At 67.4% G+C, this 15,471-nt stretch carries 14 protein-coding genes; 5 read left to right on the top strand and 9 right to left on the bottom strand.

Features of this window, described 5'->3' with window-relative positions; all coding sequences use genetic code 11:
* Window positions 1–21 precede the first annotated feature (21 nt).
* The 3 genes from OEJ37_RS13915 to pcaG all read left to right on the top strand — a co-directional run bounded on the left by OEJ37_RS13915 (window position 22) and on the right by pcaG (window position 2,167).
* Window positions 22–585, top strand: coding sequence for a YiiX/YebB-like N1pC/P60 family cysteine hydrolase (locus OEJ37_RS13915; protein ID WP_263344581.1), 564 nt, complete (start codon window positions 22–24; stop codon window positions 583–585).
* A 277-nt stretch (window positions 586–862) separates the two neighbouring features.
* The gene (pcaH, locus tag OEJ37_RS13910; RefSeq protein WP_034179751.1) at window positions 863–1,570 is read left to right on the top strand and encodes a protocatechuate 3,4-dioxygenase subunit beta; all 708 of its coding nucleotides are present in this window, start codon (window positions 863–865) and stop codon (window positions 1,568–1,570) included.
* Between the two features lie 3 nt (window positions 1,571–1,573).
* The gene (gene pcaG / locus OEJ37_RS13905) at window positions 1,574–2,167 is read left to right on the top strand and encodes a protocatechuate 3,4-dioxygenase subunit alpha (protein WP_175917840.1); all 594 of its coding nucleotides are present in this window, start codon (window positions 1,574–1,576) and stop codon (window positions 2,165–2,167) included.
* 467 nt (window positions 2,168–2,634) lie between these two features.
* Here pcaG and OEJ37_RS13900 read toward each other — a convergent pair whose 3' ends face one another.
* The gene (locus OEJ37_RS13900; RefSeq protein WP_263344580.1) at window positions 2,635–3,414 is read right to left on the bottom strand and encodes an AraC family transcriptional regulator; all 780 of its coding nucleotides are present in this window, start codon (window positions 3,412–3,414) and stop codon (window positions 2,635–2,637) included.
* 142 nt (window positions 3,415–3,556) lie between these two features.
* Here OEJ37_RS13900 and OEJ37_RS13895 point away from each other — a divergent pair, with 142 nt between their 5' ends.
* Entirely contained in the window at window positions 3,557–4,336 is a 780-nt protein-coding gene (locus OEJ37_RS13895; RefSeq protein ID WP_263344579.1) for an alpha/beta fold hydrolase, read from the top strand.
* Window positions 4,337–4,371: 35 nt separating this feature from the next.
* Here OEJ37_RS13895 and OEJ37_RS13890 read toward each other — a convergent pair whose 3' ends face one another.
* The 8 genes from OEJ37_RS13890 to OEJ37_RS13855 form a co-directional block, all read right to left on the bottom strand.
* Window positions 4,372–5,199 carry a M55 family metallopeptidase gene (locus tag OEJ37_RS13890; protein ID WP_175917837.1) on the bottom strand — a complete coding sequence of 276 codons (828 nt, stop codon included), beginning with the start codon at window positions 5,197–5,199 and terminating at the stop codon, window positions 4,372–4,374.
* Window positions 5,196–6,278: a P1 family peptidase gene (locus OEJ37_RS13885; RefSeq protein ID WP_263344578.1), complete on the bottom strand. Its 1,083-nt coding sequence runs from the start codon at window positions 6,276–6,278 to the stop codon at window positions 5,196–5,198. Before OEJ37_RS13885 ends, OEJ37_RS13890 begins: the two co-directional genes overlap by 4 nt.
* Complete coding sequence (gene gsiD / locus OEJ37_RS13880; RefSeq protein WP_175917835.1) at window positions 6,278–7,171, bottom strand: glutathione ABC transporter permease GsiD; 894 nt, start codon at window positions 7,169–7,171, stop codon at window positions 6,278–6,280. Before gsiD ends, OEJ37_RS13885 begins: the two co-directional genes overlap by 1 nt.
* Before the next feature lie 7 nt (window positions 7,172–7,178).
* Entirely contained in the window at window positions 7,179–8,099 is a 921-nt protein-coding gene (gene gsiC, locus OEJ37_RS13875; protein WP_128849790.1) for a glutathione ABC transporter permease GsiC, read from the bottom strand.
* Between the two features lie 67 nt (window positions 8,100–8,166).
* Window positions 8,167–9,729: a glutathione ABC transporter substrate-binding protein GsiB gene (gsiB, locus tag OEJ37_RS13870; protein WP_263344577.1), complete on the bottom strand. Its 1,563-nt coding sequence runs from the start codon at window positions 9,727–9,729 to the stop codon at window positions 8,167–8,169.
* A 129-nt stretch (window positions 9,730–9,858) separates the two neighbouring features.
* On the bottom strand, window positions 9,859–11,754 hold the full coding sequence (locus OEJ37_RS13865) for a dipeptide ABC transporter ATP-binding protein (RefSeq protein ID WP_263344575.1): 1,896 nt from the start codon (window positions 11,752–11,754) through the stop codon (window positions 9,859–9,861).
* Window positions 11,755–11,779: 25 nt separating this feature from the next.
* Complete coding sequence (locus tag OEJ37_RS13860) at window positions 11,780–12,784, bottom strand: isoaspartyl peptidase/L-asparaginase family protein (protein ID WP_263344574.1); 1,005 nt, start codon at window positions 12,782–12,784, stop codon at window positions 11,780–11,782.
* The gene (locus OEJ37_RS13855; protein WP_263344573.1) at window positions 12,781–13,725 is read right to left on the bottom strand and encodes a MurR/RpiR family transcriptional regulator; all 945 of its coding nucleotides are present in this window, start codon (window positions 13,723–13,725) and stop codon (window positions 12,781–12,783) included. The genes OEJ37_RS13860 and OEJ37_RS13855 overlap by 4 nt, the downstream gene beginning before the upstream one ends.
* Before the next feature lie 468 nt (window positions 13,726–14,193).
* Here OEJ37_RS13855 and OEJ37_RS13850 point away from each other — a divergent pair, with 468 nt between their 5' ends.
* Window positions 14,194–15,465, top strand: coding sequence for an MFS transporter (locus OEJ37_RS13850; RefSeq protein WP_174417922.1), 1,272 nt, complete (start codon window positions 14,194–14,196; stop codon window positions 15,463–15,465).
* The last annotated feature ends 6 nt before the right edge of the window (window positions 15,466–15,471 follow it).

The raw sequence follows: 15,471 nt of genomic DNA, 5'->3' as shown, positions 1-15,471 counted from the left end.
TCACTCAACGACGGAGCCGAAATGGCCACCCGAACCGAAACCGCCGCTTACGAACCGCAGCACACCGCACCGCGCGATGCACGCGACACGGATCGCACGATGCCGCTCGCCACCGTCCGCACGCTGGCCGCCGGCGCGCATGTCGGCGATCTCGTGTTCATCCGCGTGCCGGCCGGCTCGCCGCGCGACGCGGCAGGCACGACGGGTGCGTGGGCCAATCGCTTCGGCATCGTCGTCGATACGTCGGGCGACGAACCCGTGATCGCCGAGCCCGCGTTTGCGTGGACGAAACTCACGCCGCTGTCGCGCTTCGTCGCCCATGCCGACGGCGGACGCATCGCGCTGGCGCGCCGCGTCGCGGCATCGACCGCCGACGAGCAGCGCCGGTTGCACGCGACGGCCGAACGGCGAATCGACGCATTGCTGGGCAACCGCTTCAACCTGCGGGCGCGGCGCGGATTCTGCGCGCAATACGTGAGCGATGTGCTCGGCGCCGATCTGGCCGCGACGCCGGCCGCACTGCTGCGCAGCGGCACGCTGTCGCTCGAATTCGACGGGATCGTATTCGATCCCGGCTGCAAATGACGACGGGCAAGCTCGGGGAGGCCGGATAACAACAAGAACAAAAGACAAAAAATAGCGACGGGCTGGCTGGAGGGCCGTGCACGGGGTCGTCACCGACGACGCGAAGCCCGATCGCTTTCATCCGCCGGACAGGCATCCTGTCCGGCGGATTTTTCATTGGCGCATCGAACATAACGAACGGTTATGCTTCTCGCGAAAAAAGGTCATTTTGCATAACTTCCCGGATTGGCTAAAGTCCTGCCATCCACTTCGCGAAATACCTATCAGGAGACGCCCGATGGATTCCCCCACGATCCTCACGCCGCGCGACTGGCCGTCGCATCCGGCCTATGTCCACCCCGAATACCGCTCGTCGGTGAAGCGCGGCCCGACCCGCCCGCTGATCCCGCTGAAGGACAAGCTGCGCGACCAGTACGCGCCCGTCTATGGCGCTGAAGATCTCGGCGCACTCGACCACGACCTGACGAAGAACGCCGTGAAGAACGGCGAGCCGCTCGGCGAGCGCATGGTCGTCACGGGCCGCGTGCTCGACGAAGGCGGCAAGCCCGTGCGCAACACGCTCGTCGAGGTGTGGCAGGCGAACGCAGCCGGCCGCTATGTGCACAAGGTCGACCAGCACGACGCGCCGCTCGACCCGAACTTCCTCGGCGCGGGCCGCTGCCTGACCGACGACGAAGGCCGCTACCGCTTCCTGACGATCAAGCCCGGCGCGTATCCGTGGGGCAACCATCCGAACGCGTGGCGCCCGAATCACATCCACTTCTCGCTGTTCGGCGATTACTTCGGCTCGCGTCTCGTCACGCAGATGTACTTCCCCGGCGACCCGCTGCTCGCGTACGACCCGATCTTCCAGGGCACGCCCGAGGCCGCGCGCGATCGCCTGATCTCGCGCTTCTCGATGGACATCACCGAAGAAGGCTATGCGCTCGGCTACGAATTCGACATCGTGCTGCGCGGCCGCGACGCTACCCCGATGGAGCGCTGAACCATGACGACGCTGAAGCAAACCCCTTCGCAGACGGTCGGCCCGTACTTCGCATACGGCCTGTGCCCGCAGCAATACGACTACGACCTGAAGAGCCTGTTCACGCCGACGATCGCCGCGACGCACGCCGAAGGCGAGCACGTGCTGCTGGTCGGCCAGGTGTTCGACGGCGACGGCAACGTCGTCGGCGACGCGGTGCTCGAATTCACGCAGGTGGACAGCGCGGGCCGCTACCCCGCATCGCGCGACGACATCGCGAAATCCGGCTTCACCGGTTTCGCGCGAGTCGGCACGGGCACCGATGCGCAGCACCGCTTCGTCGTCGAGACGGTGAAGCCGGGCCGCACCGCCGCCGATGACGCGCCGCACATCAACGTGACCGTGATGATGCGCGGGATCCTCAGCCATGCGTTCACGCGCGTGTACTTCGATGACGAAGCCGCGGCGAACGCGGCCGACCCCGTGCTGAACGCAGTGCCGGCCGAGCGCCGCGCGACGCTCGTCGCGAAACGCGACGCGCAGCCGGGCCGCCCGATCGTCTACCGCTTCGACATCCGCATGCAGGGGCCGGACGAGACGGTGTTCTTCGACGTTTGACGCACGAGCCGGCACAGGCCGGTTCCGGATGCAGACGCACCGCCGCGTGGCGCGATCCCTGTCGGTATCGCGCCACGCGGCGTTTTTCGTATTTGGTCGCAATCTTTCGATGCTGCGCCGCATCGCGCCGGGCCGCGGTTGCCGATGTCCATTGGTCGGGACCTCTGCCCCCACATCAAACACTCGATTGAAACGCATGCTGCGACAGCACATGAATCGTCGGGCCGACAGGATGTCGTTTGCGTGTTATGCGGCGTATTCTTTGGTATCCACAACGAGCCGGCAGGATTAAATCCAAAAGGGAAATAATTCCGCAAGCAATGCGCGACACCGCCCTGCTGGCTGTGCGCGTTTTTTTCTGACCGAGTGCCTTTAAACGCGTCTGACCGAATCGGGCAGGCGCGTATTTTTTTGTGGCTGCAACCGGCGTGCGGACTTGGCGCATGTCGGTCGCCGCTTCCTTTCGCCTAGCGCCGAATCTCCAGATACCGGCTTGGCGTGTCGCCCAGAATGCGGCGAAACGCCGACGTGAACGCGCTCGCGCTCGCATACCCGAGATCGAGCGCGACGCGCGTCACCGACTGCCCGTCGCTCAGGCGGGAAATCGCCGCGAGCATGCACACCTGCTGGCGCCATGCGGCAAAACTCACGCCCGTCTGCGCGCGGAACTGCCGCGTGAACGTGCGCCGGCTCACGCCCGCGTCGGCGGCCACGCGGTCGAGATCGGCCGCGATCGACGGCGACGCGAACAGGTGCCGGCACACCTTCGCGAGCCGTGCGTCGACCGGCAGCGGCGCATGCAGCGACAAGCGCGGCATCGTCGCGATTTCCGCGATCAGCAGCGCCATCAGCTTGCCCGCACGGCCGTCGACGTCGTACATGGCCGGCAGGTCGATCGCATCGTCGATCAACTGCCGCAGCAGCGCGGACACGCCATACACGCCGCACTGCCCGGGCAGGCCTGCCTCCTGTGCGGCGTCGCCGGACACGAACGTGTTGAGCATCGTGACCGGCCCGGTCATCGTCATTTCGTGCCGCACGCCGGCCGGCACCCAGCACGCGCGCTGCGGCGGCACCAGCCAGCGGCCGTGCGGCGTCGACACGCTGATCGTGCCGCGCGACGCGAACGCGAATTGCCCGCGCCCGTGCGCGTGTTCCGGAAACGTCGTGCCCGCCTCATAGTCGTTGGCGGTCACGACCACGCTCCGGGGAATGTGTTCGTAGGGATCTAACAGCGTATTTCTCACGGCCCGAATTCCATCATCAATGACCCGATATCGAAGGCGGGTCTCCTTCGATCCATCTACGATCCGCTCCACGCTTGCGCGACCTGACGGCCGCAAGACCCGTCGGCCTGAACGGCCGGATTGCAACCTCATCGGAGCGGACATGCCGAATACGTTTCATCGCGTGGGGGACGGCCCCCACCCTGTTCTCGTGCTGCACGGCTGGTTCGGCGACGCCCGCGCGTTCGAACCCGTCGAAGCGTGGCTGTCGCGCGAGCACTTCAGCTATGTCTTCATGGACTACCGCGGCTACGGCAGCATGCGCGACGCACGCGGCGACTACACGATCGACGAGATCGCCGCCGATGCCCTCGCGCTCGCCGACGCGCTTGGCTTCCCGACCTTCAGCCTCGTCGGCCATTCGATGGGCGGCATGGCGATCGAGAAGATCGCCGCCGTCGCGCCCGACCGCGTGCGCGCGCTGGTGCCGATCGCGCCCGTGCCGTGCGGCGGCCTGCCGTTCGACGCCGAGCGGCGCGCGCTATTCGAGCGCGCCGCCGACACCCTTGCCGATCGCAGGACCATCATCGATCGCAGCACGGGCGGCCGGCTACCCGCCGCCTGGGTCGAGTGGAAAGCCGCGTATTCGGCAGCCGGTTCGTCGCCGCACGCGTTCGGCGCGTACTTTCGCTCGTGGGCCGATACGGATTTCAGCGACGAGATCGCGGGCGTCCATCCGGTGAAAGTGCTGATCGGCGAGCACGATCCGGCGTTCGACGCGGCGCTGATGGCGCGCACCTACCTGCGGCGCTATCCGCGCGCCAGCGTCGACGTGCTGCGCAACGCGGGCCACTATCCGATGAACGAGACGCCGCTCGCGCTGGTCGCGGCGATGGAAGCGTTCCTGCTCGCCGCAACGGCACACCCCGTCGCCAGCGACTGACCCGCCGCACGCAAGCGGCATCGTTGCGGCGCGCATCACCGCAGCATGAACGACATCGCCGACAGGCTGTTCAGCGTGCGCACCACATGCTCGACCGACGGCCCGTCGAAGCGCAGCGTCACCGCATCGACGCGCTCGAGCGACGGCAGCACGCAGAACAGGTCGGCAAGCGCGGCCGTCTGCACGCGCAACGTGCAAGCGGCCGGCGCAGGCCGATGGGCGCCGGCGCGCAGGCCTGCCGACAGCGCCTGCGCGACCGTTTCGCGCGCGGCGGTCGCGATGCGCGCACACGATGCAGCAGGCGTGAGCGTGTCGCCGCTGGACGCGCCGCCGGCTGTCTTCACCATCTCGAAACGCGCGTCCGGAAACAGCGGCTGCGTTTCCTCGGCGAACACGTCGTCGCCGGTTGCCAGTGCGACGTGTGCGCCGTATTCGCGCGCGAGCGCGCCGTACAGTCCGGCTTCGCCGAGCTCGACGCCGTTCAGCCATACCTGCGTGAACGCGAAGTTGTTGATCGTGTGTGCGAGCACGCCGCGCGTCTGCGATTTCGCGTGATAGCCGATCATGAACACGAGGTCGGGCCGCTGTTCGAGGCCCGCCATCATCCCGAGCGTGCGCGGCTTGCCGAGCACGACGCGCGTGCGCGCATCGAGCCCGTCGGGCAGCAGGTTGCGAAAGCCGCCATGCGAATCGTTGATCCAGACGGCCTGCGCACCGCCCGCGAACGCGCCTTCGATCGCCGCGTTCGCCTCCGCGGTCATCCAGCGGCGCGCGCGCTCGTATTCCGGATTGCCGGCGCGCGTCTGCTCGGTCGCGAATACGCCGGCGACACCCTCGATGTCGGTCGAGATCAGGATCTTCATGGTTGGGTAAGACGCCCTTCGTTGCCTTCGTTGAACAGGTGATCGAGATCGGGCACCGCATCGCGCAGCGATTGCCGCACGTGGCCGTCGCGCCCGGCGACCGTCACGGCCTGCAGCAATGCATCGGCGATCGCGTGCTCGACGCTTTCGGCCGCAGCCATGAACAGCGGATCGAGCGCCGCATCGGCCGCGAGGGCCGGCAGCGCGATGGTCGACGCGTCGTGCGCGATCGTGTACGCGGTCGAGAATGCGAGCGCGATGTCGCCGCTGCCATGCCCGTAGACGGAGCCCGTGCGGGCCAGCCCCGCGCCCGCGCGACGCGCGAGCCGCGACAGTTGCCGCGCGTCGAGCGGCGCATCGGTGGCAAGCAACAGGATGATCGAGCCCCGCTCGGGCGGCGCCGCATGCGCGGCCCCGCCCTCACGCCGTTGCGCGACGATGCGCCCGAGCGGCACGCCGCCGAGCGTCAGCATCGGCAGCCGGCCGAAATTCGCGAGCACGAGCGCGCCGACCGTATAGGGCCTGCCGGCCGCGACGGCGACGCGCGACGCCGAACCGATCCCGCCCTTCAGGTCGAAACACGACATCCCGCGCCCGGCGCCCACCGCACCGCGTGCGACGTCGCGCGACGCGGCGCGGCATGCGTCGTTGTAATGCGCGGCCGTCACCGCGAATGCCTGGATGTCGTTCAGATATCCGTCGTTGCACTCGAACACGAGCGGGTTGACGGTCGGCCAGTCGCGGCCGATCTGCGGATTCGCGGCGACGGCCGCGCGTATCTGCGCCTGGGCAACCGCACCGACCGCGAACGTGTTGGTCAGCGCGATCGGCGTATCGAGCGTGCCGAGCTCGTCGACCTGCACGAGCCCGACGCTCTTGCCGAAGCCGTTGATCACGGCCGCGCCGGCCGGCACCTTGCTGCGGTACACGTCGCCCGGATGCGGCTTCACGACGGTCACGCCGGTCTGCACGTTGCCGGCATCGAGCGTGCAATGGCCGACCGTCACGCCCGGCACGTCGGCGATCGTGCCGCGCGGCCCGGCCGGCAGCGTCGCCGTCCACATCGGTGCAGCAAGCATCAGCGGCGCTCCAGCTTCGGATCGAGCGCGTCGCGCAGCCCGTCGCCGAGCAGGTTGAATGCGAGCACGGTCAGGAAGATCGCGAGGCTCGGGAACACGGCGATATGCGGCGCCGTCACCATGTCCGCACGCGCCTCGTTGAGCATCGCGCCCCACTCCGGCGTCGGCGGCTGCGCGCCGAGCCCGAGGAACGACAGGCTCGCGGCCGTGATGATCGACGTGCCGATCCGCATCGTGAAGTAGACGACGACCGACGACACGGTGCCCGGCAGGATGTGTCGCATGATGATCGTCCAGTCCGACGCGCCGATGCTGCGCGCGGCCTCGACGTAGGTCATGTGCTTGAGCATCAGCGTGTTGCCGCGCACGAGCCGCGCGAACGCCGGAATGCTGAAGATCGCGACCGCGCAGATCACGTTGACCATCCCGTTGCCGAGGATCGCGACCACGCCGATCGCGAGCAGGATCCCGGGAAACGCGAACAGCACGTCGGCGATGCGCATCGTGATGCGATCCCACCAGCCCTCGTAGTAACCGGCGAGCAACCCGAAGATCGTGCCGATCAGCGCGCCGAGCGCGACCGAGAAGAAACCGGCCGCGAGCGAGATGCGCGTGCCGGTGACGATCCGGCTGAAGATGTCGCGGCCGAGCGAATCGACGCCGAACCAGTGCACGGCCGACGGCCCCGCGTTCAACGCGTCGTAGTCGAAGTAGTTCTCCGGATCGAACGGCACGATATGTGGGCCGACGAATGCCAGCACGACGAGCGCCAGCACGAAGCCGCCCGCGACGAGTGCCACCGTCTGCTTGCGAAACTTGCGCCAGAATTCGCGCCACGGCGTGCGGATCGCGGTCGATGCGGCCGGCGCCGCGGTCTGGACAGTCGCGTTCATGTGCGCCTCACTTGAACCGGATGGTCGGGTTGATGACCGCGTACAGCACGTCGACGGTCAGGTTGATCAGGATGAATTCGAGCGAGAACAGCAGCACGATCGCCTGGATCACCGGGTAGTCGCGCATCGTCACCGCATCGACGAGCAGCCGCCCGAGCCCCGGCCAGTTGAACACGGCCTCGACGACGATCGAGCCGCCGAGCAGGAAACCGAACTGCAGCCCCATCATCGTGACGACCGGGATCATCGCGTTGCGCAGGCAGTGCTTGAGCACGACCATCGGCTCGTGCACGCCCTTCGCACGCGCGGTGCGCACGAAATCCTCGTTCAGCACCTCGACGAACGACGCGCGCGTGAAGCGCGCCATCACGGCCGCAACCGCGGCGCCGAGCGTCAGCGACGGCAACACGTAGCTCTTCCACGTGCCGTCCGGCACGACCGGCAGCCAGCCGAGCTTCACCGAGAAGATTTCCATCAGCAGCATGCCGAGCGCGAACGCGGGAAACGAGATGCCCGACACCGCGATCGTCATGCCGATGCGGTCGGGCCAGCGATTGCGCCACACCGCCGACGCGATCCCGATCGCCATCCCGAACAGCGTCGCCCACACCATGCTGACGAGCGTCAGCAGCAGCGTCGGCATGAAGCGCTCGCCGATCTCGGTCGATACCGGCCGCTTGCTGCGCGTCGACATGCCGAAATCGCCGTGCGCGATCTTCACGAAGAAATTCGCGAACTGGGTTGGCATCGGCTTGTCGAGGCCGAGATCGGCGCGCACGAGCGCGACCGTCGCGTCGTCGGCTTCGGGGCCGGCCGCGAGCCGCGCCGGATCGCCCGGCAGCAGGTGCACGAACAGGAACACCAGCACCGCGACGATCGCGAGCGTGGGCAGCAGGCCGAACAGGCGTTTGACGAGGAAATTCAGCATGGGGCACCGATCGAATCAGCGCGCCGGCAGCTTGTGCCGCCGGCGCCGCGTGGCGGGCAAACCGCCGTCATTTCAGCGAGATCTCGTCGAAGTTGAACGAGCCGTCCGGCATCACGTACATGCCCTGCAGGCGCTTGCTGCGCGCGTAGACGATCTTCTCCTGCACGAGGAAGATCCACGGCGCGTCGGCCCAGATCTGCTTCTGCGCATCGGCGTAGAGCGTCGCCTTCTTCGCGCGATCGGTCGTTGCGAGCGCCTGCGCGAGATCGTCGTCGACAAGGCCGTTCTTGTAGTACGCCGTGTTGTACAGCTTCGGCGGCGCCGACTCCGACGCAAGCAGCGGCGATAGCGCCCAGTTCGCCTCGCCGGTCGACGCCGACCAGCCGCTGTAGTACATCCGCACCGGCGCTTTCGCCGCGTCCTGGGCACTCTCCACCCGGGCGACCCGCTCGCCGGCTTCGAGCGCCTGCACCTGCACCTTCACGCCGACCTGCGCGAGCTGCTGCTGGACGAACTGGATCAGCTTCTGCGCCGTCGTGTGATTGTAGGCAGACCAGAGCGTCGATTCGAAACCGTTCGGATAACCGGCTTCCTTCAGCAACGCGCGTGCCTTCGCCGGGTCGTACGGCCAGGGCCCGAGTTTCGTTGCGTATTCGACGCCCATCGGCGCAACCCCCGTCTGTGGTGTCGCGTAACCGGCGAACACGACCTTCGCGAGCGCATCCTTGTTGACCGCGTAGTTCAGCGCTTCACGCACCTTCGGGTTATCGAACGGCTTTTGCCGCGTGTTCAGCGAAATGTAGCGTTGAATGATCGACGGCGCCTCGATCAGGTCAACCTTCGGATTGCTCTTCAGATCGTTCGCCTGCTCGAACGGGATCGTGAATGCGAAATCCGCTTCGCCGGTCTTGATCAGCGCGGCGCGCGTGTTGTTGTCGACCACCGGCTTCCAGTCGATCGCGTCGATCTTCGGGTAACCCTTCTTCCAGTAGCCGGCGAACTTCTTCACCTTCATGTCGTCGGTCTGCTTCCATTCGACGAACTCGAACGGCCCGGTGCCGACCGGATGCAGCGACACGTCGCGCCCCCACTTCTTCAGCGCGGCCGGCGAAATCATCACCGCGGACGGGTGCGCGAGCGTGTTGATGAACGCCGAGAACGGCTCGCGCAACGTGAACCGCACCGTGGTCGGATCGACCACTTCGGTCTTCTCGATCACCCGGAACAGGCCGTACCGCTTCAGCTTGTTCGCCGGATCGGTCACGCGGTCGAAATTCGCCTTCACCGCGGCGGCATTGAAGTCGGTGCCGTCGTGGAATTTCACGCCCTGGCGCAGCTTGACCGTGTACACCTTCGCGTCCGGCGACGCCGTATAGCTGGTCGCGAGCACGTTGACGAGCTTCATGTTCTTGTCGAAACCGAACAGACCCTCGTAGAACGACTTGACGACAGCCTGCGACACCGTATCGTTCGCGTCGTACGGGTCCATCGTCGTAAACGTCGAGTACACGGCAACCACGACGTTCTGCTGCGCGAACGCGGGCACCGCGGCCGACAGCGCGAACGCGCCGGCACCCGCAGCGAGCAGCGCGCGCGGACGGAACATCGGGAACGAAGACGGCTTGTTCATCTTGTTGGGCTCCTGTGGATGATTCGGTAACGCATGGTTGAAATCGCGGCGTGACTGCCCCCGCTCGGGATAAAGACGCCGTTGCCTCGCTCGTGCGCAGCTGCGGTCCATATGCAACCTCCCGCGCGTTCAGTACGCGCCGCCGACGCGATGCGTCGCGACGTAGTGATCGGGACCGATCGCGACCAGCGGCGCGATTACCGGCTCGTCGCCGGCCGCGCGGATCGGGCTCGGGATCTCGTCCGCCGCGAGCTGGCGCGGCGCGTGCCGGCGCGCGGGGTCGGCCACGGGCACCGCGCTCATCAGCTTCTTCGTGTACGGATGCTGCGGCGCTTCGAACACCGCGCGGCGCGGGCCGATCTCGACGATCTGGCCGAGATACATCACCGCGACGCGATGGCTGACGCGCTCGACGACGGCCATGTCGTGCGAGATGAACAGGTACGCGACGCCGAGCTCGCGCTGCAGGTCGAGCATCAGGTTGACGATCTGCGCCTGCACCGACACGTCGAGCGCCGACACCGATTCGTCGGCGATCACGACCTTCGGGTTCAGCGCGAGCGCACGCGCGATCGCGATCCGCTGGCGCTGGCCGCCCGAGAATTCGTGCGGATAACGACGCGCCGCCTCGGGCGGCAGGCCGACTTTGTCGAGCAGCCAGTCGACGCGCGCCTGCGCTTCGCGGCCACTCGCGACGCCGTGCACGAGCAGCGGCTCCATGATCGAGAAACCGACCGTGAGACGCGGGTTCAGCGACGCGAACGGATCCTGGAAGATGAACTGGATGTTCCGGCGCAGCGCCTGCAGGTCCGGGCCCTTCAGCGCGCTGATGTCGCGGCCGTCGAATTCGATCGAGCCGCTCTGCGATTCGACGAGGCGCAGCAGCGAGCGGCCGGTGGTCGACTTGCCGCAGCCCGACTCGCCGACGAGCGCGAGCGTCTCGCCCGCGCGCAGCTCGAAGCTCACGCGCTCGACCGCATGCACGTACTGCGACACGCGGCCGAACACGCCACTCTTCACCGGAAAGCGCGTGACGAGATCGCGCACGCGCAGGATCGGCGACGAAGCCGGGTCGACGGGCGGCTGCACATCGTCGTTCGCCGCAGGCGCGGGCGCCGCGGCGCTCACGCCGTCCACCTTCAGCAGCGGGAATTTCCTGGGTATGTCGGTGCCCTGCATCGAGCCGAGCCGCGGCACGGCCGCGAGCAGCGCACGCGTGTAGCGATGCGCGGGCGTCGCGAAGATGCGGTCCGATTCACCCTCCTCGACCTTCTCGCCGCGATACATCACGAGCACGCGGTCGGCCACCTCGGCCACCACGCCCATGTCGTGCGTGATGAAGATCACGCCCATGTTCATCTCGTCCTGCAGCCCGCGAATCAGTTGCAGGATCTGCGCCTGGATCGTCACGTCGAGCGCGGTCGTCGGCTCGTCGGCGATCAGCAGCGCGGGCCGGCACGACAACGCCATCGCGATCATCACGCGCTGCCGCATCCCGCCCGACAACTGGTGCGGATAACGCACGAACACGCGGCGCGCTTCCGGGATGCGCACCAGATCGAGCAGCCGCAGCGCTTCCGCGCGCGCTTCGGCCGCGCTCTTCGACTGGTGCAGCGCGATCGCCTCGCTGATCTGGTCGCCGACCGTAAACACCGGGTTCAGCGACGTCATCGGCTCCTGGAAGATCATCGCGATGTCCGAGCCGCGGATGCCGCGCATCGTCGCGGCGCTCGCCTGCGCCAGATCGACCAGCGCGCCGCCGCGGCGCCGGAACGCGATCCGGCCGCTCGTGATCGCGCCGCCGCCGTGCTCGACGAGCCGCATCAGCGCGAGCGACGTGACCGACTTGCCGGAACCCGATTCGCCGACGATCGCGAGCGTCTCGCCGCGATCGACGTGAAACGACACGTTGCGCACCGCGTCGAACGTCGCGCCTTCGCGGCTGAACGTGACCGACAGGTCGTCCACGGCGATGACGCGCTGCTCGGGCAGCGCCAGGCCGGCCGGATTACGGCTCGAACTCATGCGTATCTCCTCGTGCGATCCGGAATCAGGCTGCGTCGTCGCGATAGATGCCGACGACGGGCGCTTCGCCCACGCGCGCGTAGCCGCGGTACATCCCTTCGGTATTGAACGGCATCGCGACGTTACCGTGCGCGTCGACCGCGATGATCCCGCCTCGCCCCGCCAGGCGCGACAGCTTGTTCATCACGGCGTCGTGCGCGGCGTCGGCCAGCGACGCGCCGCGATACGCGATCTGCGCGGCAACGTCATGCGCGGTCGCGAGACGGATGAACGTCTCGCCGGTGCCCGTCGCCGATACCGCGCAGGTTGCATCGTCCGCATAGCAGCCCGCGCCGATGATCGGCGAATCGCCGACGCGCCCCGGCTGCTTGTTCGTGATGCCGCCCGTCGACGTCGCCGCCGCGATGTGGCCGTGCAGGTCGCACGCGACCGCGCCGACCGTGCCGTGCTTGCGGTCCGGATCGAGCGGTTCGGCCGGCTGCGGCTGCGACTGTGTCTGCGATGCGCCGAACGCGAACGTCGCCGCATCGTGGTCGAGCATCATGCCGGCCGCCGCGCGCGCCTTGAGCCACTGCGCATGACGCGCTTCGGTGTCGAAGTAGCCGGGTTCCGCGAGTTCGAGCCCCTGCGCGGCCGCAAACGCATCGGCGCCCGCGCCGGCGAACAGCACGTGCTCGCTCGCCTCCATCACGCGCCGCGCGGCCAGCACGGGATTGCGCACGCGCGTCGCGCAGCAGATCGCGCCGGCGCCGAGCGTCGCGCCATCCATGACCGCAGCGTCGAGCTCGTGCTTGCCTTCGGCCGTATACACGGCGCCGCGCCCGGCGTTGAACAGCGGGCAATCCTCGAGCATCCGCACCGCGACGGTGACGGCGTCGAGCGCGCTGCCGCCGTCGGCCAGCACCTGTTGCGCGGACAGCAGGATCGCGGTCAGTTCGGCACGGTACCGACGTTCGGTGTCGGTATCCATCGCATCGCGCAGGATCGTGCCTGCGCCGCCGTGAATCGCGACGATCGCGGGTGAAGTCATGATTTTTTCGGATGGGTGGAAGAAGGGTTCGCGGCCGGCAGCGCCGCTTGCGGCTGCACGAGCCACGGCAGCAGGAATTCGGTCATCTCGGCGGCGGATTTCGCGGACCGGTGCGTGCGCAGCGCGACCGCATCGATCAGCGCCTCGATCATCGTGAGCACGGCCGCTTCCGACGTGGCCGCGAAGCGCCGTTCGGCGTTGACGTACAGGTTCAGCGACGCGATCGGCGCAAGCGGCGATTCCGGGCCGTCGGAGAGACCGAGCACGCGCGCGCCGCGCGCCGCCGCGCGGCGCGCCAGCTCGATCGTGTCCTTCACGTAGCGCGGAAACGCGAGCGCGATCACGAGATCGCGCGAGTCGACCGTATACAGGCGCCGCGCCGCGTGCGACGGGCCGCCGAGCAACGCGAGCGACTGCACGCTGTCGTGACACACGGACAGCCCGTGCTCCATCAACCCGGCGAGAAACGCGCTCGATCCCGCACCGAGGATCAGCACGCGTCGCGCGCCGACGATCGCCTCGACCGCAGCCTCGACATCGGCCGCGTCCAGTTGCGCGCGCGTGTTCTCGATGTTCGCGACGGCCTGGTCGAACACCGCGTCGATCCACACGGCACCGCGTACGCCCGGCTCCTGCTCCTGCGCGGAGCGCAGCCGCTCGACCGGCCCGAGCGTCGCCTCGAAGCCGCGCACGAGTGCCGCGCGCATCGCCGGATAGCCGTCGAAGCCGAGCGCCTTCGCGAAGCGGTTCGCGGTCGCGATCGACGCATTCACGGCCTGCGCGAGTTCATCGATCCGCATCGTCGCCGCGCGAAACGGATTCGCGAGCACGAATTCGCCCATGCGCCGGTGGATCGGCGTCATCAACGGCATCGCCGACGCGATCCGCTCGGCGATCGCGGGTTCGTCGTGACTGGCGTCGTTCGAAACGAGAGGCATCATGCGAATGGTTGTTGCAAGGAAGATGAAAATGAATTTACACAATCCGCAGCCGAGAAAAAAATAAACTTTCATCAGGGTTGTCACGCCCCATCCTGCGCCCCTCGCTCTCCAGGCCATCGCACAGCCCCGCCGCACGGGCATTCGGCACGCAACCGCCGTGCGTTTCCGCTCACGCCGCCTCCCCTCCCATCGGGAAAACCCCGAGCAAGTTCGTTCGAATGCAAATTCACGTTGACCGGATTCGCATTCGAACATAGGATGTTCGAAAATGATCAGTCGTCCGATAACATTCCTATCCAATGACGGCGAAATGTTCGCTCGAACAGTGTCATTTCGATAGAAACCGGTAAAACCGGCGCCCATCAAGATCGGACATCGTACAAATAAGCTGAAAAAGCCTTCCTGACCGGACGGCTTGCATGGATCAGGCAGGCGCCGCATGCCCGCCCTGCCCAACAGGAGGCAGCAGTGAAAACAGTCAAGGCGTTGCGCTGGTGGATCATCGTGCTCGTGTGTCTCGGCACGATCCTCAACTACCTCGCACGGAACTCCCTCGCGGTGCTCGCCCCCGAGTTGAAGCAGGTATTCGCGATCTCGACGCAGCAGTATTCGTACATCGTCGGCGCGTTCCAGATCGGCTACACGATCATGCAGCCCGTGTGCGGGTTCATCGTCGACCTGATCGGGCTGCGGCTCGGGTTCGCGCTGTTCGCGATGCTGTGGTCGGTGGTCGGCGTCGCGCATGGCTTCGCGTCGGGCTGGCTGTCACTCGGCATCCTGCGCGGCTTTCTCGGGCTGTTCGAGGCCGCCGCGATTCCGTCGGGGATGAAGGCCGTCGCCGAATGGTTTCCCGATCGCGAGAAATCCGTCGCGGTCGGCTACTTCAACGCGGGCACGTCGCTCGGCGCCGCGATCGCGCCGCCGCTCGTCGTGTTCATCTCGATGCGGTTCGGCTGGCAGTCGGCATTCATGGTCACCGGCGCGCTCGGCTTCGTGTGGGCCGCGCTCTGGTACACGCAATACCGTTCGCCGGCCGATCATCCGCGCATCACGCCGCGGGAGCGCGCGCTGATCCGCGACGGCCAGGCCACGATGCCGCCGGTGTCGAAGCGCCGCATCCGCGACGTCGTCACCGCGCGGCGCTTCTGGGCCATCGCGCTGCCGCGCTTCTTCGCCGAACCCGCGTGGCAGACCTTCAGCTTCTGGATTCCGCTGTATCTCGCGACCGAGCGCCACATGCCGCTCACGCAGATCGCGATCTTCGCGTGGATGCCGTTTCTCGCGGCCGACGCCGGCGGCATCGCGGGCGGCTACCTGTCGCCCTATCTCGCCAACCGATTCAAACTGCCGCTCGTGTGGTCGCGCGTCGCCGGCGTCGCGCTGGGCGCGGTGCTGATGCTCGGGCCCGCGATGATCGGCCTCGCGGCGTCGCCGTACACGGCCATCGCGCTGTTCTGCGTCGGCGGCTTCGCGCACCAGATGATCTCCGCGCTCGTCAACACGCTGTCGGCCGACGTGTTCGATTCCGAGGAAGTCGGCACCGCGAGCGGCTTCGCCGGGATGGCCGCGTGGATCGGCGGGCTCGGTTTCTCGCTGCTGGTCGGCGCGCTCGCCGACAAGATCGGCTATGCGCCGCTGTTCGCGTGCCTCGGCCTGTTCGACCTCATCGGCGTCACGCTGCTCGCGGTGCTGATCCGCGGGCAGTCGAAGCAGGAACGCCTGCTCGCACGGCACGCCTGACATTCG

The sequence above is a fragment of the Burkholderia sp. BKH01 genome (genome assembly GCF_025685725.1).
In the GTDB taxonomy this organism is placed as follows: Bacteria; Pseudomonadota; Gammaproteobacteria; order Burkholderiales; family Burkholderiaceae; genus Burkholderia; species Burkholderia pyrrocinia_C.
Note: the sequence above shows the minus strand (reverse complement) of the source record. Positions and strands in the feature narration are given on the sequence as shown.

Coding starts and splice junctions, on each gene's coding strand:
- OEJ37_RS13915 (WP_263344581.1), top strand. CDS start 22: ATGGCCACCCGAACCGAAACCGCCGCTTACGAACCGCAGCACACCGCA.
- pcaH (WP_034179751.1), top strand. CDS start 863: ATGGATTCCCCCACGATCCTCACGCCGCGCGACTGGCCGTCGCATCCG.
- pcaG (WP_175917840.1), top strand. CDS start 1,574: ATGACGACGCTGAAGCAAACCCCTTCGCAGACGGTCGGCCCGTACTTC.
- OEJ37_RS13895 (WP_263344579.1), top strand. CDS start 3,557: ATGCCGAATACGTTTCATCGCGTGGGGGACGGCCCCCACCCTGTTCTC.
- OEJ37_RS13890 (WP_175917837.1), bottom strand. CDS start 5,199: ATGAAGATCCTGATCTCGACCGACATCGAGGGTGTCGCCGGCGTATTC.
- OEJ37_RS13885 (WP_263344578.1), bottom strand. CDS start 6,278: ATGCTTGCTGCACCGATGTGGACGGCGACGCTGCCGGCCGGGCCGCGC.
- gsiD (WP_175917835.1), bottom strand. CDS start 7,171: ATGAACGCGACTGTCCAGACCGCGGCGCCGGCCGCATCGACCGCGATC.
- gsiC (WP_128849790.1), bottom strand. CDS start 8,099: ATGCTGAATTTCCTCGTCAAACGCCTGTTCGGCCTGCTGCCCACGCTC.
- gsiB (WP_263344577.1), bottom strand. CDS start 9,729: ATGAACAAGCCGTCTTCGTTCCCGATGTTCCGTCCGCGCGCGCTGCTC.
- OEJ37_RS13865 (WP_263344575.1), bottom strand. CDS start 11,754: ATGAGTTCGAGCCGTAATCCGGCCGGCCTGGCGCTGCCCGAGCAGCGC.
- OEJ37_RS13860 (WP_263344574.1), bottom strand. CDS start 12,784: ATGACTTCACCCGCGATCGTCGCGATTCACGGCGGCGCAGGCACGATC.
- OEJ37_RS13855 (WP_263344573.1), bottom strand. CDS start 13,725: ATGATGCCTCTCGTTTCGAACGACGCCAGTCACGACGAACCCGCGATC.